The sequence below is a fragment of the Pseudoxanthomonas sp. UTMC 1351 genome, assembly GCF_040948865.1.
In the GTDB taxonomy this organism is placed as follows: Bacteria; Pseudomonadota; Gammaproteobacteria; order Xanthomonadales; family Xanthomonadaceae; genus Pseudoxanthomonas_A.
Genome location: NZ_JAVGJT010000004.1, coordinates 181,767 through 205,268, shown reverse-complemented (window position 1 = coordinate 205,268; position 23,502 = coordinate 181,767). Strand labels below are relative to the sequence as shown.

Genomic DNA, 23,502 nt, shown 5'->3' with positions numbered 1-23,502 from the left:
AGCCGAGATCCCATGTTGACTGCCTATCCGTCATGGCTGCGGTGCCGGCATAGCACCCGTGTGGGAGCGACGTGAGTCGCGACCGGAAACATCAAAGTCGCGACTCACCGGTGCCGGCATGCCGGCACCACTCCCACAAGAGTATTCATCCGCGCTTTCGTAGAGCCGAGCAGACTCGGCTGCTCTATGCGGCCCGGCTCAACCTTATGGGGTTTTAAAGCGGCTGTTCGTTATCGCCTGCCGTTGCGCGGCCTCATTGCTACAGATTCGGTGATATCGCCGGGCGCGCTCCGCTCGACATGGTTTCACCGTTTACTAACGCTCAGTGCGGTTCGCTCGGCTATCGCCGTTACCAGGAAGGTGAATGCGTATATCCAATGCGGGTTGGGGGCTGAACGTTCAACAGCGCAAGCCGTGCGGAGATACTGCGTGCGGCGAAAAAATGAGAATGCGCCTCATCGACCGGTGCGCTAGTTCTTCGGCATTTGAATGCGGCGCTTACTCGCTGCTAAATTGCGGACATTCCAACTTAGGCGCCTGTGATGGACATCAGCGCTCAGCCTGAAGGGAAAAGCGGCACGTTGGGCTCGGTCCGGGCCATCGGCGTGTTCGGCTCAGTACTGGCGCTTGCGTTGGCGGTAGGGCTGGTGCTGGTTATCGTCAACGACTACCGCAGCCGCATGGCGGCCGCCGAAAGGCAAAGCCTTGCATTGGTGACGGGCGCCGAACGCCTGGTCGATTTTGAGCTTCGCAATATCGAAAGCGCGCTGGCTGGCTTTGCCGCCTATGCTGATCGCACAAACGCCTTTCCGTCGGAGGATGTCGAAGCGCTTCGCCTGGCGCACGTCGGCGGCGTCATGGCCGGACATCGTGAAATCGAAAGTATCTCCTTACTGTCGGCCGACGGCACACCGGTCTTCGGCACTCGCAGCGGCGCTTCCGGTATTGCCGACTGGGGTAGCCGGCGCAACCCCAACCAGCCCCAGGCATTGCGCATGGGGCCACTGCGCAAACTGATCAATGGACAATGGGCGGTGCCGCTGGCCATGCCTTTGAAAAATGGCGGCTATGTACTGGCGCGCTTGAACGTATCAGAGCTGCAGAGCATCGTCGGCAACCTGGATTCCGGTCAGGAGGGTGTGGTCACACTGTTCGATACTGATGGGACGGTCCTGGCCCGTAGCCGCGATGCATTGAAGTTGATCGGCACGCGTCGGCCACAAGTAGTGACGGATAGCAACCGTGCTGGAGAAGAAGTCAGTGCCATCGATGGCGTGACCCGCGTGGGGGCATGGCGCGTGTTGTTGAACTATCCGTTGGTGCTGCATGCCGGCCTTTCGAAGCAGGAAATCCTGCGGCCGTGGTACTGGCTGATAGCGGCTGGAACCGGCGTGTATCTGCTTTACCTGACGGGCTTCATCTACCTGCTGAGACTGGTGATGAAATCCAACTTCCTGCAGCGGGCACTGATCGGGCGACTACGCGAGAGAACCGAAGATCTTCGTTTGGCGCAGAAAGTCGGCGGCACCGGTTCCTGGTCCATTGTCGCCGGCGAAGAGTACGTCCGCTGGTCCGACAATGTGAGCAACATTTTTGGGCTGCCAGAATCGCAGACTTCGGCCTCACGCACCGAGTTCTACGACATGGTGCATCCGGAAGATCGTGAACGCCTGTTTACGCTATTCCAGGAGGCATGGGAGAAGCAGCATTCGTTCAACGCGGAATATCGGATCCGGCACCCGGATGGCGCCACGCGCTGGCTGGCCACGCAAGGCGCGGTGGTGCCTGGACGGGACAAGCGAATGCGAATGACCGGCACGGTGGTGGACGTAACGGAGCGGGTGGAAGCACAGGCGCGTATCGCCGATGCGGAGCGGCAGTTCCGCCTGATGTTTGAACAGAACCCCCTGCCGTTCTGGGTGTTCGACATAAAGACTTTGCGTTTCCTGGAAGTGAATCGCGCGGCCCTGGAGCAATACGGGTACACGCGCGAAGAGTTCCTGGCGATGACCATCCTGCAGATACGCCCGCCAGAGACCATCGAGCGGGTTCTGCAGGATATCGGCGCCCCGCGCGAACATTTCGGCCAGGCCAGCAACTGGATCCACCAGCGCAAGGATGGCAGCCGCTTCGAAGTGAAGGTGTACGCGGCCAATATCGACTTCGCGGGTACCGAGGCGCGTTTGATACTGGCTGAGGACGTCAGCGAGCGTGCCGCGTACGAGCGCCAACTGGCGTATCGCGCTTCGCACGACGCCACCACGGGGCTACTGACCCTCGATGAATTCTCGCAACACCTGAGCGACAGTGCTTCGGCGGACGAGATTTACCGCGTCGCCTATCTGGAGTTACGCGGCCTGGATCTGATTGCCGACACATTGGGACGCGAAGCCAGCGAGGGCGTGCTGCGCATTATCGCCGCCCGCTTGCGCCTGCTATGCGGCGACCATGGCATGGCCGCCCATGTCCCCTCTAACGCTTTTGCGCTGGCGTTGCCCGCGGCCGATCATACCGCCCACAGAAGACTGCATTCGTTGACGTCCGAACCGGTGGAGTCGGCGGACGCGTCGCATCACCTGGAAAGCTGGATAGGGTTTGCGGATTACCCCGGCGATGGAGCCAGCGCTTCGGAAGTGGTGCGTAACGCTGCGCTGGCGGCGCACGAAGCACGTGCGACGAACATGCCGTTCGCGCACTACCAAGTATCGATCGCCGAGAAAGCCCACGCCCAGCTGACACTGGCCGGACGCATCCGCCACGCCATCCGGGACAACCAATTCGAGTTGCATTTCCAGATCATCCGCCATGCGGCCGATAGCGAGCCGGCCGCGTTGGAAGCGCTGATCCGCTGGCCGCAGCTCACGGGTGGTTTCATCCCGCCATCGCAATTCATTCCGCTGTGCGAGGACTCCGGCCTGATCGTCCCACTGGGTCAGTGGGTGTTGCGCCGTGCCGCCGAGTCCCATCGTCAGTTAAGCGCTGCCGGTTGGGGCAGTCTGCCCATTGCGGTGAACGTGTCCACCAATCAGTTCGTGGCTTCTGACTTGGTCAGCGACATCGCGGCGATCGTCGACGAGTTCGGTTTGCGCAAAGGCGCGCTGCATATCGAACTCACCGAGAGCGTGGTGATGAACCGGCCGGAACAGGCGCTCAATACCATGCACCGTTTGCAGAAGCAGGGCGTGTGCATTTCCATCGATGATTTCGGGACTGGCTTCTCCAATATGTCCTACCTGCGCCACCTGCCGCTGGATGCATTGAAGATCGATCGCTCTTTCGTGACTGATGTTGACAATGACGTGCGCAATGCTTCCATTTGCCGCGCACTGCTATCGTTGGGCCACAGCCTTGGATTGGAGGTGATCGCCGAAGGCGTGGAGCGCATCGGACAGTACGAGTGGTTGAAAGAGCACGGCTGCGACCAGGTGCAAGGATATCTGTTCGGGATGCCGATGCCATTGGATAAAGTCATCGAAACCTTGAACGGCGCGGATCAGCGTTCGTGGCTGGGACAAGATACGGCCACGGGGCAGCGGTCTGGTTATTGAGCTGATACTCGCTTTGGATTCTCGTAGAGCGGAGCTTGCTCCGCTGTTTTTTGGCATGCCCGGATCGAAGAGCAGCCGAGCAAGCTCGGCTCTACGAGAAGCGGCGCACCTCGCTTCTACAAAAGTCGGTCACAGATTCTCTGGCTTGAATTGGCTGCGGCGGCTGAGCTGCCGGCCGGACACCATGAACTGGCCGTTGCCGCGGTAGTGCACCGTTTCCGGCAGCTTGGGCGAGGTGGCGACGTGCGCCTTGACGACTTCCCAGATGAAGAGCCCGTGCCGTGATATCTGGCTGCCGTCAGCCAGGCGGCACTCGAAATTCGCATAGCATTCGCGGATGAGCGGTGCATCGACTTTGTCGCCGCGGACCGCCGTTAGTTCGAACTGCGCGAACTTGTCGGTATCTGCACCACTGCAATTACCAATGCCCACCACCGTGTCTACTAAATCGGTAGTGGGCAGGTTGATCACGCACTGCTTGCTTTTGCGGATCATGGTGAAGCTGTGATTGCCTTCCCAGATGTAACAGGCGAATAGCGCGGGGGTGAAGCCCATCATCATGTGCCAGCCCATCGTCATGATGTTGGATTCGCCCTTCCACGCCGAGCTCACCAGCACGATGGGGCCGGGCTCAAGGAAATGGCGGATTTCGCTCAATGGAAAGTCGCGCTTGCGAAAGGATTTCATTGGGACTCCTGGTTGCCATGAGGCTTCAACAGTGGAGCAACCTTAGCGGCAAGGAGGATAAGAATGCGTCGAGATGCGCTTGGTCATGGCTTCTTCCAGGTCGAGATGATGCTGCTTTTCGTAGAGCGGAGCTTGCTCCGCTGCTTTTAGGTGGCCGGCGAAAAAGCAGCGGAGCAAGCTCCGCTCTACGACAGCAAAAAAAGGCCCCGCGAAGCGGGGCCTTGAATCGATCAACACAACGTTTCGATCACATCACGTTGGGTTCGCTGAACGCCTCGATCTCGCCAGCGAACGCTTCGATCGGTACGCAGCTGCAGAACACGTTCTTGTCGCCGTAGACGTTGTCCACGCGTGCCACTGGCGGCCAGTATTTCTGCAGTTTCAGGCTGGGCAATGGGAACGCCGCCAATTCGCGCGGATACGCGTGGGCCCACTCGCTGCCGGCGACCATCGTCGCGGTGTGCGGCGCGTGCTTGAGCGGGTTGTCCTCGCGATCAAGCTTGCCTTCCTCCACGGCACGGATTTCGTCGCGGATCTGAATCATCGCGTCGATGAAGCGGTCCAGCTCGTGCAGCGATTCGCTTTCGGTCGGTTCCACCATCAACGTGCCGGCCACTGGGAAGCTCAGGGTAGGCGCATGGAAACCGAAATCGATCAGGCGCTTGGCGACATCTTCGGCGCTGATGCCGGTGGCATCCTTCAGCGGACGCAGGTCCAGGATGCATTCGTGCGCCACCAGCCCGTTGCGGCCGGTGTACAGCGTTTCGTAATGCGGCGCAAGGCGCTTGGCGATGTAGTTGGCGTTGAGCAGCGCCACCTGCGTGGCCTTGCGCAGGCCGCTGGTGCCCATCATGGTGATGTACATCCAACTGATGGGCAGGATGCTGGCACTGCCGAAGCTGGCGGCGCTGACCATGCCTACTTTGTCGCGAAGAGCGCCCGCTTCCGCCCTTTGGGCACCTTCCCCCGCAAGCGGGGGAAGGGTCAGTGTTTTTGGCAAAAACGGCGCCAGGTGCGACTTCACCGCGCAGGGACCCACGCCTGGACCGCCGCCACCGTGCGGAATGCAGAAGGTCTTGTGCAAGTTGAGATGCGACACGTCCGAGCCCCACTTGCCCGGCTTGGCGACGCCGACCAATGCATTCATGTTGGCGCCGTCGGTATACACCTGGCCGCCGTGCGCATGCACGATGTCGCAGATGGCGACAACGTCTTCTTCGAACACGCCGTGCGTGGACGGGTAGGTCATCATGATCGCGGCCAGGCGGTCGCTGTATTTCTCGGCGGCGCGGCGGATGTCTTCCACATCGACGTTGCCGTTGCCGTCGCACTTGGTGACGACTACCTGCATGCCGCACATCTGCGCCGAAGCTGGATTGGTGCCGTGCGCGGATTCCGGAATCAGGCAGATATCGCGCTGGTTCTCGCCGCGCGAGCGGTGATAGGCGCGGATCGCCAGCAGGCCGGCGTACTCGCCTTGGGCGCCGGAGTTGGGTTGCAGGCTGACCGCATCGTAGCCGGTGCATTCCACCAGCATCGCTTCGAGTTCATCGATCAGCTGTTGATAACCAAGCGCCTGGTCCGCCGGCGCCAGCGGATGCATGTTGGCGAATTCCGGCCAGGTCACCGGGATCATCTCCGCAGTGGCGTTGAGCTTCATGGTGCAGGAGCCCAGCGGGATCATGGTGCGATCCATCGCCAGGTCTTTATCCGCCAACGAACGCATGTAGCGCAGCAGTTCGTGTTCGCTGTGATGGGTGTTGAATACAGGGTGGGCCAGGAATGCGCTAGTGCGCGTCACTTCCGCGGGCAGCGCATCCGTCGTGGCGCTGTCGAGTGCGTCGATATCCGCTATCTCCACGCCGAACAGTTTGGCCAGCGCGATCACGCAGCCACGCGTGCTGGTTTCGTCCAGGCTGATGCTCAGGCTCCGCGCATCGATGCGGCGCAGGTTGATGCGCTGCTCATTGGCCTTGGCATGGATCGCTTCGGCATCCACGCCGGTGATGTGCAGGGTGTCGAAGAAGCCATCGTCGACGTGGATGCCAGCACCGCGCAGCGCGCTCGCCAGAATGGCCGCCAACCGATGCGTGCGGCGTGCGATGCGGGTCAGCCCTTCAGGGCCGTGGTAGACGGCGTACATCGATGCCATCACCGCCAGCAGCACTTGCGCGGTACAGATGTTGCTGGTCGCCTTTTCGCGGCGGATATGCTGTTCGCGGGTCTGCAGGGTCAGGCGATAAGCCGGCTTGCCTTCAGCATCCACCGACACGCCGATCAAACGGCCCGGCATGGAGCGTTTGTAAGCATCACGGCACGCCATGAACGCCGCGTGTGGGCCGCCAAAGCCGAACGGCACGCCAAAACGCTGGCTGTTGCCGATCACGATATCCGCGCCCCATTCGCCGGGCGCGGCGATCAGCGTCAGCGCCAGCAGATCGGCGGCCACCGCGACCACGCCGCCACGGGCATGCACGGCTTCCGCCAGCGCCTTGTGGTCCAGCACACGGCCGAGAGTATCGGGGTATTGCAGCAACACGCCGAATGCATCGATGCCGGCGGCTTCGCTGTCTTCGCCGATGTGCAGTGCGATGCCTAATGGTTCGGCACGAGTGCGCAGCACTTCGAGCGTCTGCGGATGCACGTACTTGGAGACGAAGAACAGATCGGACTTGGACTTGGACGAACGCTTGGCCAGGGTCATGGCTTCGGCGGCGGCGGTGGCTTCGTCCAGCAGGGACGCGTTGGCGATCTCCATCCCGGTCAGGTCCGCGACCATGGTCTGGAAGTTGATCAGCGCTTCCATGCGGCCCTGCGAGATTTCCGCCTGGTACGGCGTATAGGCGGTGTACCACGCCGGGTTTTCCAGGATGTTGCGCAGGATCACCTTGGGCGTGTGGGTGCCGGAGTAGCCTTGGCCGATGAAGTTCCTGTACACCTGGTTCTTGGTGGCGATGGCGCGCACCTTGGCCAGCGCTTCTTCTTCGGTGATGGCGTCGGGCAGGGACAGCGGAGCGGTGGATTTGATGGAGCCGGGCACGATGGCGTCGGTCATGGCTTCCAGCGAGTCGTAACCGACTGCCTGCAGCATGTGCGCGATTTCGCTGTCGTTGGGGCCGATGTGGCGCTCGATGAAAGCGCTGTGGTGTTCGAGGTCGCGCAGGGAAGGCGAAGGGTTCTTGGGCATGGCAAGGGGCGTCCGTAATGGCAATAAAGCCTGACGTGCGAAGCCGCACGCGGGGCGCCCCTCTGTCCTTTTGCCTGAGAGTTTAAAAGCGCGGGTGGTACCGCGCTTCGTGCCCCTTCGGCGCCGGTTTCGACCGGTCTCTCCAGAGTTGTCGAGCGTATCTACCCATCCCAGACAGGCCGCGTCTGGCGACCCTTCGGGACGGTACTGCCGGTCCGCATCGCTGCGTCATCGCTCGGTCGCGTATCGACATACGCTCCTTCGCTCTTCCTTGCGCTGCAAACCGACAGTACCGTCGCAACCTATCTGGGACAGGTAGATACGCTCGCACACACAGCGGTCTGGGGCCTGAGCGATTACGGGCGTTGCGCCTTCGGCAGCGGATCATCCTGAGTCAGGCTGGCCCACTTCTCCCACCATGCGTTGCGGGTCGCATTATAGCCCAGCCGGCGGCTCCTTCCCGGGCGGCGCCGGCCGTCTCCCGGACTGGGGATTCGCCCAAAATCCGGACACCCTCTAACATGGGCACCCCCGACTTCTCCCAACAATGAACGTGCCGATGAAAGCGCCTCCGTTCCAACTGCAGCGCATCGACCATGTGGTGCTGCGCGTGCGCGACAGCGCCGCCATGGAAGCCTTCTATTGCAATGTCCTGGGCTGCCAAGTGGAACGCCGCCAGGAGAGCATCGGTCTCCTCCAACTGCGTGCAGGCGCTTCCCTGATCGATCTGGTGGCGGTGGACGGCAAATTGGGCCGGATGGGTGGCGCGGCGCCGGTAGAGGAGGGGCGCAACATGGACCATCTGTGCCTTCGGGTGGACCCGTTCGATCGCCAGACCATCGTCGATCATCTGAGCGCGAACGGCGTGACCGTCACCGAGTTCGGCAACCGTTATGGCGCCGATGGCTTGGGGCCGTCGCAATATTTGCTGGATCCGGAAGGGAACGCGGTCGAGTTGAAGGGGCCGCCGGAGCCGCAAAGCACTGAAGGGCAGGGAAGCTGAAAACTTATGCGGAAGCCTTTACCGACTTGGATCTCATTGACTGATTTGCGTTCGGCATTTGTACCGGCACGAGTTCACGTCCCTGCAGCGTTGCGGCGAGGCTCACTCGGATGACCGTATCCACGGTGTCCACCCGTCGGCTGGCGATACTGCTGGGTGGCCTGGCGATGTTCGGGCCGTTTTCCATCGACACCATCTTCCCGGCATTTCCGCAGATGGGCGAGCAGCTGTCCGCCGACAAGGTGGCCATGCAGCAGACCATCAGCGTGTATCTGCTGACGTATGCGTTGATGAGTCTGGTGCATGGACCGCTGTCGGATGCGTTCGGGCGCAAGCGGGTGATCCTGGGGGGCTTGGCGGTCTTCCTGCTGGCGTCGATCGGCTGTGCGCTTTCGCAGGACATGTCCACGCTGCTGATGTTCCGCGCATTGCAGGGCTTATCCGCTGGCGTGGGTTTCATCGTAGGGCGCGCGGTGATCCGCGACGTGCATCAGGGGGACGATGCGCAGCGCCTGATGAGTCAGGTGTCGATGATCTTCGGCATTGCGCCGGCCATTGCCCCGATCATCGGTGGTTGGATATTGGGCTGGAGCGCCTGGCCGATGATCTTCTGGTTTCTAGCGGGTTTTTCGCTGCTGTTGCTGGTGACGACCAGTGCCTGGCTGCCGGAAACGCATCCCAAGGAAGTGCGGTTGAGGGTATCGCCGCGTCATCTGCTGCGGAATTATTTCGCCATCGTCACCAATACGCGCTTTCAGCGATTGGCGCTGGCAGGCTCGTTGAGTTTTGGCGGTTTGTTCCTGTACATCGCGTCCGCGCCTGCCTTCGTGATGGACTTGCTGCATCTGAGCGAACAGCAGTTCGCCTGGTTGTTCCTGCCTACCATCGGCGGCATGACGCTGGGTGCTTTTCTCTCTGGACGTGCCGCAGGACGCATGGGCGGTACGCGTTTGAGTGCGATCGGCTTCGGCTGCATGGGTGTAGCCGCGGTATGCAACGTGTCCTACAACGCCGTAATGGGTGATGCCATTACCGTGCCGTGGGCAGTGTTGCCGATGAGCGTGGCGGCATTGGGCGTGGCATTGATCTTCCCCATACTGACTTTGTCCATCCTGGACATGTATCCGCGCCAGCGTGGCGCTGCGTCGTCTCTGCAGGCCTTCAGCAATCTGATCGTCAACGCGGTCATCGCGGGTGTGCTGTCGCCGCTGCTCAGCCATCATGGACTGCACCTGGCCCTGGGCGGTGCTGCGTTCACCTTGCTGGGCTGGATATTCTGGCGCTGGGAAATGCATGTCAGCCGCCGCGCGCCGCGCTGCCCTGGCGACGGTGCCGGGATGGAACCCACCGAGCAGCTTTGATTCTTCCCATCTTCCACCCGACCCATCTTCGATCAGAGATTGCCATGTCCATCAACTCAAAAGTCCGCCGCGAAGCCAAGAAGCGCAAAGCGCTGAAGAACCGGCGCCTGTCGGGCGCACGCAGCAGCATCGAGCCCCATGCCGAGTTGCGCAACCCACAGGGTGAATTGCTGGCCGGCATTGTGCGCCGCTCAGGCGTCTGGGTGCTGGGCATGCATGGACAGATCGCCGGCAGCTCCGACAGCGCGGCCGAAGTGCTGGCCATGATCAAGCGAACCGCGGCCCTGCATGAAGCGCAGGGCCAGCCGGTACAGCTGGTCTATTCGGATGAGCTGCGCGATACCGCCGAGTTGGAAGCCGCCGCCCAGGGCATGAGCCTGGAAGCGTTTGAGAAGAAGTTGGAAGAAGAGATGCGGGCGAATAGTGGTGAAAGCGCAGAAGATGGCAACGGCAATGATCCGACAAACGAAGCTGCTCCCGATCAGAAGGCAGAATCATAAGCTGGCTAACCTTGTGGGAGCGACGTGAGTCGCGACCTGGATGACCGAGCTACGTGAAGGTTGGAAGGGAGAAGATAACGGCAACAGATGCTTTGCCGGTATCGATCCCTCCTTGTTCGATTTGATCCGTGTTTGTTTTTTTTCTCGGTCGCGACTCACGTCGCTCCCACAAGTTGGATCCACGCGCGTGCCGCCGTTCGCTAAGCCGCCGTGCTCCCGCCAATACCACGCCACCGGCGATCATCGGCTGCCATGTGAGGCGAGAATGAAGTCCAAGAAGATCCCGTAGGAGCGCCGTCCCGGCGCGAGCTTTTCTTGACAGACACCGCACCGCAGAAGCGAAGAGCTCGCGCCGGGACGGCGCTCCTACGTCCAGTCTTGGGAACAGAAAAAGCCGGCTTGCGCCGGCTTTTTCTGTTCTCGACATCGAACAAAAAAATCCTGATTCGCTGCCGATCAACCCTGCTTTTCAGCAGGTTCCGCCGGCACTGCCGCCGCGGTGCTGGCGGGGGCCTGCCAGCCGCAGGTCTGGCCTTCGTTCTGCTGCTTCAGCCATTCCTGCAACGGCGCGAAGTATTCCAGCACCGGGCCGGCATCCATTTTCTCGGTTCCCGTCAGCTCTTTAAGCGTGGCCTGCCAAGGCTGGCTTGAGCCTTTTTCCAGCATTGCCCAGAACTTCTGACCGGCAACCTTATTGCCGTAGAACGTGCAGTTGTACAGCGGGCCTTTGTAACCCGCGGCATCGCAAAGGCCCTTGTAGAACTGGAACTGCAAAACGTGCGACAGGAAGTAGCGCGTGTACGGGGTGTTGCCTGGCACGTGGTACTTCGCACCCGGATCGAAGAATTCCTCGCCGCGTGCGGAGACGGGCGCCACACCTTGGTACTTGGCCTTCAATTCCCACCAAGCCTTGTTGTAATCCGTCGGCTTGATGGAGCCGTCGAATACGCCCCAGCGCCAGCGGTCGATCATCAGGCCGAACGGCATGAACGACACTTTCGCCAGCGCCATGCGCATTTGCGCGTTGATCAGCGATTCCTTGCTTTGCTGCTGTTCGCCCACCATGCCGATCGATTTCAAGTAATCCGGCGTCATCGCCAGCACCATGGTGTCGCCAATGGCCTCGTGGAAGCCATCGTGCGCGCCGGTTTGGAACAGCGGTGGCAGCTTGTTGTAGGCCAAGTAGTAATACACGTGGCCCAACTCGTGGTAGATGGTGGTGAAGTCTTCCTCGTTGGGTTTGATGCACATCTTGGTGCGCACATCGCCGGCCATGTTCATGTCCCAGGCACTGGCATGGCAGACCACGTCGCGGTCCAGCGGCTTGATGAACTGAGTCTTGCTCCAATAGCTTTCCGGCAGCTTGGGCATGCCCAGCGACGTGTAGAACTCCTGCGCGCGTTCGGTCATCTGCTTGGCGACATCCAGTTGCGCCGCGCGTTCGGCCTGGAACAGCTTTTCCGTCGTGGGATTGGCGCCAGCCTTGCTCAGCTGGCGGGCATAGTCGTCCTGGTACTGCTTTTCCAATGCGCTGGTGATATCCAGGCCACCGACGCCTTTGTACGGCTCCAGCATGTCCCACAAGTTGCCCCAGTCCTGCTGCCACATGTTGCCCATCAGATGCGCCGGCAGCAGGCCGTTGACCTGGCCTTTCTCCACGCCGTAAGTGGCCTGCAACTTGGTGCGGGTGTAGCAATGCAACTGCTCATACAGCGGCTTGACCTGGCCCCACAGGCGGTCGGTTTCCGCGGCGATTTCCGCAGGCGTCATGTCGTAGCCGCTGCGCCACATCTCGCCGGTGTCGGCGAAACCCATTTCCTTGGCGCCCTCGTTGACCAGCTCGGCGAAACGCGTGTAGTCCTTTCGCATCGGCTGGGCGACGGTATGCCAGCCCTGCCAAGCATCAAGTTGCTGATCGTAGTCGCGGCTGCTGCGCAACACATCTTCCAGTTCGCCCAATTGGCGGCACTGCTTCGCGTCGCCTTCGCCGGTGCAGTAGGTGCCGGCCCCGTACATGCCTTCCATTTTGGTAGCGATCCGGGTCAGTTCGGCCAACTTGGCCGGATCCTTCGGCGCGGGCATGGCAGTGGCCAGCTTCAGCAGCTGGATAGCACGCGCGGTCTGCGGCGACATCTCCTGGCCTTCGAACTTCTTGGCCTGCGCGATCCAGGTGTTCAGCTGCGTCAGATAACGTTCGTTGGACTTGGCGGCCAGCAGCTGGCTGTCATCGCCAATGTAGGTGCTGGACAGCCACTGCGCCGCGGTGAGCTCCGGATACATCGCGCGGATCTCGTTGTTCACCCGTGCGACGAACTCGTCGGCGGTTTCGCCTTTGGGTGCGGCCGGGGTGGCGGAGTCGGCCACGTCGTCCTTCTTGCAGGCGGAAAGGGAAACCACGCAGGCGCCGATGGCGAGTGCGAGCAGGAGGTGGCGTTGCTTCACGGTCAATCCTTCACAAGGCGCAGCTGGCGCAGGAACCGGAAGGCTAGTGTGCGGGCGGGGGCGCTGCAAGTGGGCGCGAGCAGGTCCACGGCTATATGGCGGTAGGAGCTGTCTCTTTTGGTAGGAGCGGCGTCCCCGCCGCGAGCTTTTTGCTTTGTTGCGATCTGACGGAAAGAGCTCGCGGCGGGACGCCGCTCCTACAAAGGAATAACGGTGCGGGAGCGGTGTCTCAGGGCACACCATTTTCGGTGTAGGAGCGCCGTCTCGGCGCGAGCTTTTCTATCGCGATCTGACGGAAAGAGCTCGCGGCGGGACGCCGCTCCTACGCGGTCAGCAACCCGCGCTGCAGCAACCAGCTGTGCGCATCTTCCGCATCCTGCTCGAACCACGCCTTCGTCGAGCCGAGCCGGAATGAATAGCCCCAGGCGTCCATGTCGGCCATCAGGCGGTCGCGGCCAACGCCGGGGATCGCATCGGCCATCAGGATCTGCAGATAGCAGGTGGCGTCTTCTTCCGCATCCGAATCGGTGGCATCGGTATGCACGTCGGCGCGGCGTTCCGGCGGCAGTACGATCAAATGGCAGGCTTCATGCAGCATCGAATGAACAGGCGTGTCGCCGCGTACATAGACGTTGTGCGCAATCACGCCGGCTTCCGGCTCGCCCCAGAAACTGCCGGGGATTTTCTCGCCGTCGGCCACTTGATGCAGTTGCAGATCATGCTGCGTGAGCAGATCAGCCAACACAGCGAACGGAAGATCGCGGACACAAACGACATTGGCAGCGGGTTCGGTGGCGGCGAGCATGTTCATGGCAATGTGCGGTAGGGGCGCAATCCCGGTGGTGGGAGCGCCGTCCCGGCGCGAGCTCTTCGCTTCTATCGCGACCTGATAGGAAAAGCTCGCGGCGGGATGCCGCTCCTACAAAGGCAGATCAGGTATTGCCTTCCGGCAACGCCACCGAGATATCCAGCACGTCGTGGTTGCCGTCCTTGATCAGGTCGACCTTGACCGCGTCCACGTCGACGTTGACGTACTTCTTGATGACTTCCAGCAGTTCGCGGCGCAGCAGGGGCAGGTAGTCCGGCGCGCCGCGCGAGGTGCGTTCCTGCGCGATGATGATCTGCAGCCGGCTCTTGGCGGTTTCGGCGGTGTTCTTTTTCGCCTTGAGAAAATCGAATAGGCCCATGTTCAACCTCCGAACAACTTGCTGAAGAATCCTTTCTTCTCGAATGTCGTGAAGCGCAGGGGTCGATCTTCACCCAGCAAACGGCCGACGGTATCGTCGTAGGCTTGGCCAGCCGGCGACTCCAGGTCGAGGATGACCGGTTCGCCTTTGTTCGACGCATTGAGCACATCGCCCGACTCTGGGATCACGCCGAGGGTCTTGAGGCCCAGCACTTCTTCCACGTCGTTGATGCTGAGCATTTCGCCGCCTTGCACCCGTTCCGGGTTGTAGCGGGTCAGCAGCAGGTTGGCCTTCAGCGTCTCGCCGTTTTCGGCCTTGCGGGTCTTGGAATCCAGCAGGCCCAGGATGCGGTCGGAGTCGCGCACGCTGGAGACTTCCGGATTGACCACCACGATGGCCTGGTCGGCGAAGTACATGGCCAGGAACGCGCCCTTCTCGATACCGGCCGGCGAGTCGCAGACGACATAGTCGAAACCGTCGTCGGACAGATCCTTCAGCACTTTTTCCACGCCTTCCTTGGTCAGCGCGTCTTTGTCGCGGGTCTGCGAAGCGGCCAGGATATGCAGGCTGTCGAAGCGCTTATCCTTGATCAGGGCCTGCTTGAGCGTCGCCTCGCCCTGGGTGACGTTGACGAAGTCGTACACCACGCGGCGTTCGCAGCCCATGATGAGGTCCAGGTTGCGCAGGCCGACGTCGAAGTCGATGACCGCGACTTTCTTGCCGCGGCGGGCCAAGCCGCACGCGATGCTAGCGCTGGTGGTGGTCTTGCCAACCCCACCCTTGCCGGACGTGACTACGATGATTTCAGCCAATGGTGTTCTCCTGGTCTTCTTATAAGGGAAAGCCGCATCAGCTCTGCGCGGCGATCTTCAGTTGGTCTTTGTCCAGCCAGATCTGCACGGGCTTGCCGCGCAGTTCCTTGGGTACCTCTTCCATCACTTTGTAGTGGCCGGCGATGGCGACCAGTTCGGCATGGAATTCGCGGCAGAAAATCCGCGTATCGGTGTCGCCTTGCGCACCCGCCAGTGCGCGGCCACGCAAAGCGCCGTAGATGTGGATGGAGCCATCGGCGATCACTTCCGCACCGGCGCTGACGGTGCTCAGTACGGTGAGGTCGCGGTTTTCCGCGTACAACTGCTGTCCCGAGCGGACTGGCGTTTTCTGCAGCATGCCGGGCTTGGTCGCCGCGGCGGGCGCAGGCGCGGGTGCGGCGGCTCGGGGGGCGGTTTCGCTCGCCGCTTTTTCGCGGGACGGCGCCGGTGCCGACGCGCCCACCGGCTCGTATTGCGCGCGGAACTTGGCCAGCAGAGGCAGGCTAAGTTGTTCGGCCAACTGTTCGGTTTCGCGAGTGCCGTAGGCCAGTGCCACCGGGATCACACCGGCCTCGCGCAGGCCATCAAGCAGTGCTTGCGCGGTCGTGGTGTCGGGAATCTTGGCCAAGCCGCCGAAATCGATGATGACCGCGGCGCGGCCGAACAGCTTGGGCGCGCGTTCTACGCGCTCGCGCATTTCGCGCACCAATTGCGGCACATTCAAGGTGCGGATACGCAGGTTGGCAACGCCCACCTGGCCAATTTTCAGTTCGCCGGCTTGTTCGTAATCGATGTTCGCTGAGGTCACGCTCATGTTCCCGTCGGGCGCTCGGTGCGCGGCATGGCCGGTACGCGGGTACGCGCCCAGGGCAGGTCGGGCAGGGTGTCGCCGTAGGTTTCATGCACCCAGGGATAACTGCACAGCTCTTTCATCAGCATGCTGGCGCGGACTTCCAGGCCCGGCATGATGTTCTGTCCCACTTCGCGAAAGCCGAAGCTGCCATGGAACAGCAGCGCCGGATCGGCGCCGTGGTCCAGGAACACTTCGCAAGCCAGATGCGGATAGCGCAGTTCGGCATAGCTCTGCACGTCGGCATAGAAAGCGCGGCCCACGCCACCACCGCGGCGGCGGCTGGCGACCACGATGCGGTCGATGTAGAAGAACTGCGGATAACGTTCGCGGAACCAGGCGAAGTTGCTGCTGTCGTGATCAGCATCGGAGCCGAAGCCGACCAGGAAACCGGCCAGGTTGCCGTCGCGTTCGGCGACGCGGAAGTACTCGGCCTGCTCGTAGAAACGATGAACCTTGGCGGTATCCAGCGGCAGGATCGCCAGTCCGGCGTTGTTGTTGAGGGCTAGGACGGAATCCAGCTCGTGCTCGCGCACGTCGCGGATGACAATCGACATTACTTGACTCCGTACGGGGTCTTTGCGGGACGAGCTTGTTTTTTTTGGGGGGCTGCGCGAGGCGGCCGACGGCGGATTATCGCATGGGGGCGAGGAGCAGAGTAAGCCGTTCGTGAACCACGCCGGCCGGACAGCATGACTTTAGATGGGCGGCACCGGCTTGGTTTACGCCTAAGATGCGGGCATGTTGGGAAGACTCAGCCACACTCGTTTGCTGCGCGCCGCCGGCCTCTATACCTGGGGGCTGGTCGGCATTCCCATTATTTTGAATGTGTGGTTCCTGCCGCCATCCAGCGGTGCGGACGGGCAGGGCGTGAACCTGCCGATGACCGCGCTGGCCTATTTCACCTTCGGTGCCTGTTACTGGCTGGCGACTCGTTCGCTGGGTGGCCGGGGCGCGGTGGTGGCGACCGGCTGGAACATCCCGCTGTTGCTGGCGCTGACTGCCACGGCCATCGGGGTCGGGTTCTATACCCAGACCGGCCTGGGTGCGGTGTTGCTGCTGATCATGGCCGGCGTGCTGCCGTGGCTGCTGGAACTGCGGTTCGCGGTGGCCTGGCTGCTGGCGGCGCATTTCGCGCTGGTCCCGTCGTTCATGGCGCGCGACGACTTCAACTTCTGGGAAGCGCTGTTCCAGTCGATGTTCTACGTTGGCTTCGCCGCCTTCATGCTGATCACCACCTACGTCGCGCGCCAGCAGGCCCAGGCCCGCGAGGAGCAGCGGCGGTTGAACGCCGAACTTCGCGCCACCCGCGTGCTGTTGGCGGAAAGCGCGCGCGTCAACGAACGTACTCGTATTTCACGGGAATTGCATGATTTGCTGGGGCACCACCTGACCGCGCTGAGCCTGAATCTGGAAGTTGCAGGCCATATCACCGAAGGCCGCGCGCAGGAGCACGTCAAGCAGGCTCACACCCTGGCCCGGCTGCTGTTGACCGACGTGCGCGAGGCGGTCAGCCAACTGCGCGACAGCGGCGCCATCGATCTTGGCGCAGCGCTGCTTCCGCTGGCCGAGAAAGTGCCGGCCTTGTCCATCCACATGGATATCGAGGAGCCGTTGACCTTGGACGACCCGCACCGCGCCCACGTGCTGCTGCGCTGCGCTCAAGAGATCATCACCAATGCGGTACGTCATGCGGGTGCCCGCAATCTGTGGATCCACTGCCGGCGCGATGGCGCCCGTATCCTGATCGACGCCCGTGACGATGGCGCCGGTGCCGATCGCATCGTGGCGGGCAACGGTCTGCGCGGCATGCGCGAGCGGTTGGCCCAGCACAGTGGCGAACTGACGATAGAAACCCGGCCTGGCAAGGGTTTCCAGCTACATATCGATTTGCCGGTTTCGGATGCCGCGGTGCTGCCCGCCGACGCCGAAACCCTTCCCGAACCCTTATCCGAGCTCAACTCCGGAGGCTCCGCATGATTCGCGTCTGTCTGGTCGACGACCAAACCCTGGTACGCCAGGGCATCCGTTCCCTGCTGGCGCTGGATGAAGGCATCGAGGTGGTCGCCGAGGCCGCCGATGGCAAACAGGCGGTGGATCTGATCCCGCAGATCAAGCCGGACGTGGTCCTGATGGACATGCGCATGCCGGTCATGTCCGGCCTCGAGGCCCTGCAAGCGCTGGCGAAGATAGGTGCTCTGCCGCCGGCCATCATCCTGACCACGTTCGATGACGATCAACTGGTGCTGGCGGGCCTGAAGGCCGGCGCCAAGGGCTATCTGCTGAAAGATGTGTCGCTTGAACAACTGGTGGGCGCCATCCGGACGGTGGCCGACGGGGGGTCGCTGGTGCAGCCGGCGGTGACCCAGCGGTTGCTGTCGGGGCTGGAGCACATGCGCAACGATTTTGTCAGCCTGGACCGCCCGGACCCGCTGACCGACCGCGAGACCGAAATCCTGCGATTGATGGCGAGCGGCTTTTCCAACAAGGAAATCGCCAATTCGCTGGGAGTGGCGGAAGGCACCATCAAGAACCACGTCTCCAACATCCTTTCAAAGCTGGGCGTCCGCGACCGCACCCGGGCGGTGCTGAAGGCATTCGAGCTGCAATTGGTCTAGACGGGAGCCGGGAATCGGGAGCCAGAAGTCGGGAAAAGCCACTGCTTTACCTCCCCCTTTTTAAAGGGGGATTGAGGGGGATCTGCTTTTGCTTCTCTCCCAGCGAAGAAAAACACCTGCTGGCCCACGAGCGGCGACGATGTTGTCGCCACGTGATGACGCCGTTTCAAGCCAAATTGGCAACGCCAACCGGTGTCAGATGGGCTGACCGGACCCGGGTAAGCCTGTTAGGATGCGCGGTGCGTATTTTTCAACGGCCGAGGCACCGGCCCCCGGAGACTCCTGAATGACCCGTTTGATCGAGTTCGTGATTGCATTGGCGCTAGTCCTGGCGCTGTTTCTGGTGATCGGCCTGGTACTGCCGTCCAAGCGTCACCTGGAAGAAAGCGTCGAGACCAATCGCCGCATGACCATCGTGTTCGACACCTTGAACAACGTGCGTCGTTTGAAGGACTGGAACCCGTTGATTCCCCGCGCTGCGAACGAACTTTCGTACTCCGGCGGCAGCGAAAACAATTCTGGCGTCGGCGCGCGCGTCGACTACAACTCCCCGACCCACGGCACTGGCAGCTGGGAAATCCTGGAAAGCGAACAGCCAGCATCCCCCGGTGCTGGTGGCAAGGTGGCCTACGCTGTCACCGATTCCCGCTACGGTACCGACAAGAAGAGCACCTTCATGTTGGAGCCCACCGGAAAGAACAACCGCAACGTCAAGATCACCCAGACCTACGACGTTGCTTACGGCTGGAACCTGATCGGCCGCTATGCGGGCATGTACGTCAGCCGCCATGTCGGTGACCAGGTCAAGTCTGGTTTGTCCAAGCTGACCAACATGCTGGCCACGGTGCCGAACTTCGACTACCGCCAGGAAGGCACCCGCCTGACCGGCTTGAAGGTCGTGGAATTGCCCGCCGAAGATCTGCTGGTCGTCAACGCCGGCAACATCGACCGCAACAACGACACCATCAAGGCCTCGATCAAGTCCAACCAGGAATGGATCAAGCGCGTGATGGAAGCCAATGGCCTGGAAGCCGCCGGTCCGCTGCGCATCGTGACCACCGACTTCGGCTCCGAGAAGTACGCCTTCGACGTGGCTCAACCGGTCCGCAAGGCTGGCTCCGGTCCAAAGATCCCAAGTGCCGATGCCAAGGACAAGGATGGCAATCCGTTGCCGGTCCTGCCGCCGACCACTTCAACCCCCGCCCCTGCGGAGGAACTGAAGGTCACCATTCCGTCCGGCGCACCTGTCGAGTATGTCCGCCTGCAGCCGCGCAAGGCCGCTACCGCCAGCTACACCGGTTTTATGGCCGAGTTGGATGCGGTGCGTAATTCGCTGCGCGCCTGGGCGGTTACCAACGGACATGAGGTCGTCGACCGTCCGTACGAGTCCTGGAAGAAGGGCGTGGACGATTCGTTCACCGAAAATGGCCAGTTCGAAGTGTTCTGGGCGGTCAAGCAGTAAGCATGCCGGCGTATCGCCCGTCATGAGTAACACCAACGCGCCGCTGATAGCGGCGCGTTGCGTTTGCGAACCAGGGTTTGCGAACTATCCTTCCCGCCATCCGCTTTCCATCGGCAGTACGCCACTCCGCTCCGCGAGGCCTCTGTGTTGAACTACGACCGCCGTCAACGCAAACCGTCCTTCCTCGCGCTGTGCGGAGGCTTGCTGGCTGCCGCGTCGGTCGCCTTGTCCGCCTATGCGGCGCACGGCATGAGCGATGCGCACGCGCAATCCAATCTGCAGACCGCGGCGCTGTACGCCTTCGGCCATGGCCTCGCCCTGGCGGCGTTGACAGCCGGTACCGTGCGAACCATGGGGCGAATTGCGCTGGCGCTGCTGCTCCTGGGCACGTTGCTGTTCTCCGGCAGCCTGGTGCTTAACGCGCTCGCCGGCATCTCCACGCAAGCGGCGCCCGTGGGTGGCGTGATGCTTATTCTGGGCTGGGCCGTCTGGGCTATCGACGCTGTGCGGCGATAGAGCCAAGCCTATGCCTCGTCATTCTCGTGGTTTCGACACCGAACATGCCTTCGACCACCTGAGCCGGCGCGACCGCAAACTGGGCGCGTGGATGAAGCGCATTGGCTATATCGAGCCGCAAGCCACCTGGCGAAAATCGTTCGATCCTGTCGATGCGCTGGCGCGCGCCATTTTGTATCAGCAACTCAGCGGCAAGGCCGCGGCCACTATCGTCGGGCGGGTCGAAGCTGCCATTGGCAGCGAGCGGCTGCATTTTGACACCCTGGGCCGGATCGACGATGCGGCGTTGCGCGCTTGTGGGGTGTCTGGCAACAAGACGCTGGCATTGCGGGACCTGGCCGCAAGGGAACAGCGCGGCGAAATCCCCAACCTGCGACAGATGTCGCTGATGCACGAAGACGAGATCGTGGCGGCGCTGGTGCCGATCCGCGGCATCGGCCGATGGACCGTCGAGATGATGCTGATGTTCCGCCTGGGCCGCCCGGACGTGTTGCCGATCGACGACCTGGGTGTGCGCAAGGGCGCGCAACTGGTCGACAAGCTGGACATCATGCCCACGCCCAAGGAACTGCTGGCGCGCGGCGAAAAATGGGGTCCGTACCGCACCTATGCCAGCCAGTATCTATGGCGCATCGCCGATTTCGGCGCCGAGGCGAAGACGCCTACGAAGCGTTCGCAGGATTGACGGTTGAGCGCGTCAAGCATTGTTTCAATCCGTTCGATACATTCCCTCAAGGCACGTCGTCTCCAATGACGAGGTGCTCATTTGTCGCTTGATTGCCTTTGCCAAGGGTAAAGGGGCGCTCGCTTCTTGGCCGTGAAATTCCCAGGCTGCTGCGCTATGGTTCGCCTCAGGACGCCACAAAGATACGGGGAAGCAAGCCATGGCTAGAACGGCGGGCAAAGTGTGGATAGCACGGGTACTAGTAGGGGTTGCAGGCGCCATGACGCTAGGCGGTACCGCAGCGGCTCAGACGACGGTCGAGTACATACATACCGATGCACTGGGTTCGGTCGTTGCGGTCACGAATGAAGCGGGTGCAGTCATACGACGCTACGAATATGAGCCATTCGGTGCAGATATGTCCCCGGCGGAGGATGGCCCCGGCTATGCCGGTCATGTTCGGGACACGGCTACCGGTCTGACCTACATGCAGCAGCGCTATTACGACCCTATGTGCGGATGTTTTCTTAGCGTCGATCCGGTCACTGCTTATGACAGTGGCGACTACCGGCACTTCAACCGCTACGCCTACGCCTTCAATAACCCTTATCGATTCACCGATCCGGATGGGCGACAATCGCGGGAGTTCAACTTCGAGAATCAACGCCTTGGGGTGATGCCGCCCCCGAGAGCTGAAGGCGATTGGATGGGGCCAGCTATTGGTGTTGCGCTGACGGCCGTCCTTGCAGCACCAGTTGCTGCCGAAATCGGTATAGCAGCACTTGCTAATCCTGGTGCGGTTGCCACTGCTACCAGCATCGCTGCTGAAGCTGCTGGTGTGACGGGAACGGCAACCGCAACAGTAGTTACAGCTGCAAAAATTAGCTCGTCGCTTGTGGGATCAACTATGCAAACCACGCAGAAGGCGGTGTCGCTTCCTATAGTTCAAAAATATGTTGCTGCGCTTGAAGGGGGTAGTCCTGCTCCAGCAATAAAAGTTGCTGATGGCGTGATTGTTGATGGCAACCATAGATACGTTGCTGGGCGCATAGCAGGCCAAGAACCTGCCGTGCAGCCGGGTCTCCTCTCACCTAGCCAGGTTAGCCAGGTAAAACCAATACAAGAGATCAAGGTTGATCCTAAGGATTGGAGTCAATGATCACGATTACTTGCCAGACGGGGGAAATAATAGAGCTGAGTCTTGATAGCTTGGAGTCCGCAGACTTCAGTCGCATGGCATTGCATCGAGCCATATTCACAAACAAAAAAATGGTTGGGGCAAGCTTTGAGAGCGCTGATCTGCGCGGGGCTCTTTTTGATATGGCCGATGTGAAAAGCTGTGATTTCAGTCGAGCTCGCCTAATGAACGCCGTTTTTGTCCAGGCTGATTTGAGGAGGGCTGGCTTTAGAGGTTCTGGCTTAATTGGCGCAAATTTTGACGGAGCAGACTTGCGCGGTGCCGATTTAACAGGGGCGGATATTGCATTTGCGACCTTTAAGGGAGCTGACGCTAGAGGCGCCACTCTCTTATGCGAAAGATTAACCGAGGCGGATATGAGCGAAATGATTTATGACAGAAGCACCATTTTTTCTGAAGGCTTTGAGCCGCCGCTCTCTCTCAATCGCTGATCCGAAAAACGTTGTTTGTGACTTTATTTGTGTAGAACAGGGTTGGCGCCAACCGCGCGTAGTGCGATTGAGCAACTGCATGCCTAGCGCTTCTTCCAACCGCTTGATCTAGAGCGAAACAATCGTGTGCGAAACATTCAGTGCTTCGGGATGCTGCGGAGAAACTGGCCCACATCGCGACGAGCTGATCCATCAGTCGGGAATCTCTTGAACCATACGAGGCTGGTAACACCAATGCCACGGCTCATAAACGATGCCATGCGGATTGTCGCGCGGGTAGCTCATCGCGAAGCCGAACTGCCCGGCACGCCGGGTCAGCCAGGCGAATGCGCGGGTAGCTTCGAATGATTCCTCCGCTGGCGGCTCGCCCGGCGCGCCGATGTCCAATGCATTGCCGCTGTGGTGTTCGCTGAAGCCGGGCGCGGCGTTGACGGTGAGGATCTGTTCCACCGTCTGCCCGCGTCCGAGTTTGCGTTCGAAGATGCCCAACTGATAGTCGTGGCTGCGATAGCCGGAGATGGCTTCCAGCACGACGTCGTCTGCGGAGGCGGTTTGTCGCATCGCTTCCCAGGCACGCGCTGCGCCTGCGGTCAGCCATAGCGGGCGGCGGTAGCGATCCAGGCCGGCGAAGGCCAGCGCCGCGGGTTCGGGTACCAGCGGCAGTCCAGTGCGTTTGCCGTACTCTTCCGGCACATCCAATGCGTGCAGCCGCTCCTGCAATCGGTCGAGCGGTAGTTGTCCGGCGTCGTCGATCGCAAAGCCGCGCACAGCGTCCAGACGGTCCAAAGCGTCCCAAGCCGCTTCGATGCCGGACTCATGCGACAGTCGCGGAACCAGCGGCAACATGCCTTCGGGCAGCAATGCGGCCAGATAGCGGCCGTCGTGCTTGCGCCGCAACACCCGCCATGCACGCGATAACGTTCGCGCATCGGCGTTGCTGCGCGCACGCAGCAGGCCGGCGGGCCAAAGTTCGATATCCGGTGTGTTGAGCAGGAAGCTTTTGTGGGGCAGGGGAGGCAAGTGGCGCATGGCCGCA

The 23,502-nt window shown here is 61.4% G+C and carries 20 protein-coding genes and 2 riboswitches; of the genes, 11 read left to right on the top strand and 9 right to left on the bottom strand.

What is annotated here, in order from left to right; genetic code table 11:
• The first annotated feature begins 542 nt into the window (after positions 1-542).
• Positions 543-3,548, top strand: coding sequence for an EAL domain-containing protein (locus tag AB6O04_RS02870; protein ID WP_368562174.1), 3,006 nt, complete (start codon positions 543-545; stop codon positions 3,546-3,548).
• Between the two features lie 129 nt (positions 3,549-3,677).
• On the opposite strand, the gene AB6O04_RS02865 is transcribed toward AB6O04_RS02870, so the two are convergent.
• On the bottom strand, positions 3,678-4,235 hold the full coding sequence (locus AB6O04_RS02865; RefSeq protein ID WP_368562173.1) for a flavin reductase family protein: 558 nt from the start codon (positions 4,233-4,235) through the stop codon (positions 3,678-3,680).
• 247 nt (positions 4,236-4,482) lie between these two features.
• Positions 4,483-7,422: an aminomethyl-transferring glycine dehydrogenase gene (gene gcvP / locus AB6O04_RS02860; protein WP_368562172.1), complete on the bottom strand. Its 2,940-nt coding sequence runs from the start codon at positions 7,420-7,422 to the stop codon at positions 4,483-4,485.
• Positions 7,423-7,474: 52 nt separating this feature from the next.
• A riboswitch (glycine riboswitch) is annotated at positions 7,475-7,578 on the bottom strand.
• Positions 7,579-7,749: 171 nt separating this feature from the next.
• A riboswitch (glycine riboswitch) is annotated at positions 7,750-7,848 on the bottom strand.
• A 133-nt stretch (positions 7,849-7,981) separates the two neighbouring features.
• Between gcvP and AB6O04_RS02855 the strand changes: the two genes are divergently transcribed.
• The 3 genes from AB6O04_RS02855 to AB6O04_RS02845 all read left to right on the top strand — a co-directional run bounded on the left by AB6O04_RS02855 (position 7,982) and on the right by AB6O04_RS02845 (position 10,286).
• Positions 7,982-8,425 (top strand): VOC family protein, encoded by a 444-nt coding sequence (locus tag AB6O04_RS02855; RefSeq protein WP_368562170.1) that lies wholly within the window; start codon positions 7,982-7,984, stop codon positions 8,423-8,425.
• Between the two features lie 110 nt (positions 8,426-8,535).
• On the top strand, positions 8,536-9,786 hold the full coding sequence (locus tag AB6O04_RS02850; protein ID WP_368562169.1) for a multidrug effflux MFS transporter: 1,251 nt from the start codon (positions 8,536-8,538) through the stop codon (positions 9,784-9,786).
• A 44-nt stretch (positions 9,787-9,830) separates the two neighbouring features.
• Positions 9,831-10,286 carry a hypothetical protein gene (locus AB6O04_RS02845; protein WP_368562168.1) on the top strand — a complete coding sequence of 152 codons (456 nt, stop codon included), beginning with the start codon at positions 9,831-9,833 and terminating at the stop codon, positions 10,284-10,286.
• 456 nt (positions 10,287-10,742) lie between these two features.
• Here the strand turns inward: AB6O04_RS02845 and AB6O04_RS02840 are convergent, their stop codons facing one another.
• The 6 genes from AB6O04_RS02840 to AB6O04_RS02815 all read right to left on the bottom strand — a co-directional run bounded on the left by AB6O04_RS02840 (position 10,743) and on the right by AB6O04_RS02815 (position 16,134).
• On the bottom strand, positions 10,743-12,728 hold the full coding sequence (locus AB6O04_RS02840; RefSeq protein WP_368562167.1) for a M2 family metallopeptidase: 1,986 nt from the start codon (positions 12,726-12,728) through the stop codon (positions 10,743-10,745).
• Between the two features lie 322 nt (positions 12,729-13,050).
• Positions 13,051-13,539: a hypothetical protein gene (locus tag AB6O04_RS02835; RefSeq protein ID WP_368562165.1), complete on the bottom strand. Its 489-nt coding sequence runs from the start codon at positions 13,537-13,539 to the stop codon at positions 13,051-13,053.
• 121 nt (positions 13,540-13,660) lie between these two features.
• Entirely contained in the window at positions 13,661-13,915 is a 255-nt protein-coding gene (gene minE / locus AB6O04_RS02830) for a cell division topological specificity factor MinE (protein ID WP_337342909.1), read from the bottom strand.
• Positions 13,916-13,917: 2 nt separating this feature from the next.
• Entirely contained in the window at positions 13,918-14,727 is an 810-nt protein-coding gene (gene minD / locus AB6O04_RS02825; RefSeq protein WP_337342908.1) for a septum site-determining protein MinD, read from the bottom strand.
• 37 nt (positions 14,728-14,764) lie between these two features.
• On the bottom strand, positions 14,765-15,535 hold the full coding sequence (gene minC, locus AB6O04_RS02820) for a septum site-determining protein MinC (protein WP_368562220.1): 771 nt from the start codon (positions 15,533-15,535) through the stop codon (positions 14,765-14,767).
• A 2-nt stretch (positions 15,536-15,537) separates the two neighbouring features.
• Complete coding sequence (locus tag AB6O04_RS02815; protein ID WP_368562164.1) at positions 15,538-16,134, bottom strand: GNAT family N-acetyltransferase; 597 nt, start codon at positions 16,132-16,134, stop codon at positions 15,538-15,540.
• A 184-nt stretch (positions 16,135-16,318) separates the two neighbouring features.
• Here AB6O04_RS02815 and AB6O04_RS02810 point away from each other — a divergent pair, with 184 nt between their 5' ends.
• The 7 genes from AB6O04_RS02810 to AB6O04_RS02780 all read left to right on the top strand — a co-directional run bounded on the left by AB6O04_RS02810 (position 16,319) and on the right by AB6O04_RS02780 (position 22,466).
• Positions 16,319-17,557, top strand: a complete 1,239-nt coding sequence (locus AB6O04_RS02810) for a sensor histidine kinase (RefSeq protein WP_368562162.1) — start codon at positions 16,319-16,321, stop codon at positions 17,555-17,557.
• Positions 17,554-18,195, top strand: coding sequence for a response regulator (locus AB6O04_RS02805; protein ID WP_368562161.1), 642 nt, complete (start codon positions 17,554-17,556; stop codon positions 18,193-18,195). The genes AB6O04_RS02810 and AB6O04_RS02805 overlap by 4 nt, the downstream gene beginning before the upstream one ends.
• Before the next feature lie 286 nt (positions 18,196-18,481).
• Positions 18,482-19,657 (top strand): polyketide cyclase, encoded by a 1,176-nt coding sequence (locus AB6O04_RS02800; protein WP_368562159.1) that lies wholly within the window; start codon positions 18,482-18,484, stop codon positions 19,655-19,657.
• Between the two features lie 144 nt (positions 19,658-19,801).
• The gene (locus AB6O04_RS02795) at positions 19,802-20,173 is read left to right on the top strand and encodes a DUF423 domain-containing protein (protein ID WP_368562157.1); all 372 of its coding nucleotides are present in this window, start codon (positions 19,802-19,804) and stop codon (positions 20,171-20,173) included.
• 10 nt (positions 20,174-20,183) lie between these two features.
• The gene (locus AB6O04_RS02790; protein WP_368562156.1) at positions 20,184-20,858 is read left to right on the top strand and encodes a DNA-3-methyladenine glycosylase; all 675 of its coding nucleotides are present in this window, start codon (positions 20,184-20,186) and stop codon (positions 20,856-20,858) included.
• A 259-nt stretch (positions 20,859-21,117) separates the two neighbouring features.
• Positions 21,118-21,996, top strand: coding sequence for an RHS repeat domain-containing protein (locus AB6O04_RS02785; RefSeq protein ID WP_368562155.1), 879 nt, complete (start codon positions 21,118-21,120; stop codon positions 21,994-21,996).
• Positions 21,993-22,466, top strand: a complete 474-nt coding sequence (locus AB6O04_RS02780) for a pentapeptide repeat-containing protein (RefSeq protein WP_368562154.1) — start codon at positions 21,993-21,995, stop codon at positions 22,464-22,466. The genes AB6O04_RS02785 and AB6O04_RS02780 overlap by 4 nt, the downstream gene beginning before the upstream one ends.
• A 192-nt stretch (positions 22,467-22,658) precedes the next feature.
• Here the strand turns inward: AB6O04_RS02780 and AB6O04_RS02775 are convergent, their stop codons facing one another.
• Complete coding sequence (locus AB6O04_RS02775; RefSeq protein WP_368562153.1) at positions 22,659-23,495, bottom strand: M15 family metallopeptidase; 837 nt, start codon at positions 23,493-23,495, stop codon at positions 22,659-22,661.
• Positions 23,496-23,502 lie beyond the last annotated feature (7 nt).

Excerpts from the sequence above, each read along its gene's own strand:
- AB6O04_RS02870 (WP_368562174.1), top strand. The coding sequence starts at position 543 with ATGGACATCAGCGCTCAGCCTGAAGGGAAAAGCGGCACGTTGGGCTCG.
- AB6O04_RS02865 (WP_368562173.1), bottom strand. The coding sequence starts at position 4,235 with ATGAAATCCTTTCGCAAGCGCGACTTTCCATTGAGCGAAATCCGCCAT.
- gcvP (WP_368562172.1), bottom strand. The coding sequence starts at position 7,422 with ATGCCCAAGAACCCTTCGCCTTCCCTGCGCGACCTCGAACACCACAGC.
- AB6O04_RS02855 (WP_368562170.1), top strand. The coding sequence starts at position 7,982 with ATGAAAGCGCCTCCGTTCCAACTGCAGCGCATCGACCATGTGGTGCTG.
- AB6O04_RS02850 (WP_368562169.1), top strand. The coding sequence starts at position 8,536 with ATGACCGTATCCACGGTGTCCACCCGTCGGCTGGCGATACTGCTGGGT.
- AB6O04_RS02845 (WP_368562168.1), top strand. The coding sequence starts at position 9,831 with ATGTCCATCAACTCAAAAGTCCGCCGCGAAGCCAAGAAGCGCAAAGCG.
- AB6O04_RS02835 (WP_368562165.1), bottom strand. The coding sequence starts at position 13,539 with ATGAACATGCTCGCCGCCACCGAACCCGCTGCCAATGTCGTTTGTGTC.
- minE (WP_337342909.1), bottom strand. The coding sequence starts at position 13,915 with ATGGGCCTATTCGATTTTCTCAAGGCGAAAAAGAACACCGCCGAAACC.
- AB6O04_RS02815 (WP_368562164.1), bottom strand. The coding sequence starts at position 16,134 with ATGTCGATTGTCATCCGCGACGTGCGCGAGCACGAGCTGGATTCCGTC.
- AB6O04_RS02810 (WP_368562162.1), top strand. The coding sequence starts at position 16,319 with ATGTTGGGAAGACTCAGCCACACTCGTTTGCTGCGCGCCGCCGGCCTC.
- AB6O04_RS02805 (WP_368562161.1), top strand. The coding sequence starts at position 17,554 with ATGATTCGCGTCTGTCTGGTCGACGACCAAACCCTGGTACGCCAGGGC.
- AB6O04_RS02800 (WP_368562159.1), top strand. The coding sequence starts at position 18,482 with ATGACCCGTTTGATCGAGTTCGTGATTGCATTGGCGCTAGTCCTGGCG.
- AB6O04_RS02790 (WP_368562156.1), top strand. The coding sequence starts at position 20,184 with ATGCCTCGTCATTCTCGTGGTTTCGACACCGAACATGCCTTCGACCAC.
- AB6O04_RS02785 (WP_368562155.1), top strand. The coding sequence starts at position 21,118 with ATGACGCTAGGCGGTACCGCAGCGGCTCAGACGACGGTCGAGTACATA.
- AB6O04_RS02780 (WP_368562154.1), top strand. The coding sequence starts at position 21,993 with ATGATCACGATTACTTGCCAGACGGGGGAAATAATAGAGCTGAGTCTT.
- AB6O04_RS02775 (WP_368562153.1), bottom strand. The coding sequence starts at position 23,495 with ATGCGCCACTTGCCTCCCCTGCCCCACAAAAGCTTCCTGCTCAACACA.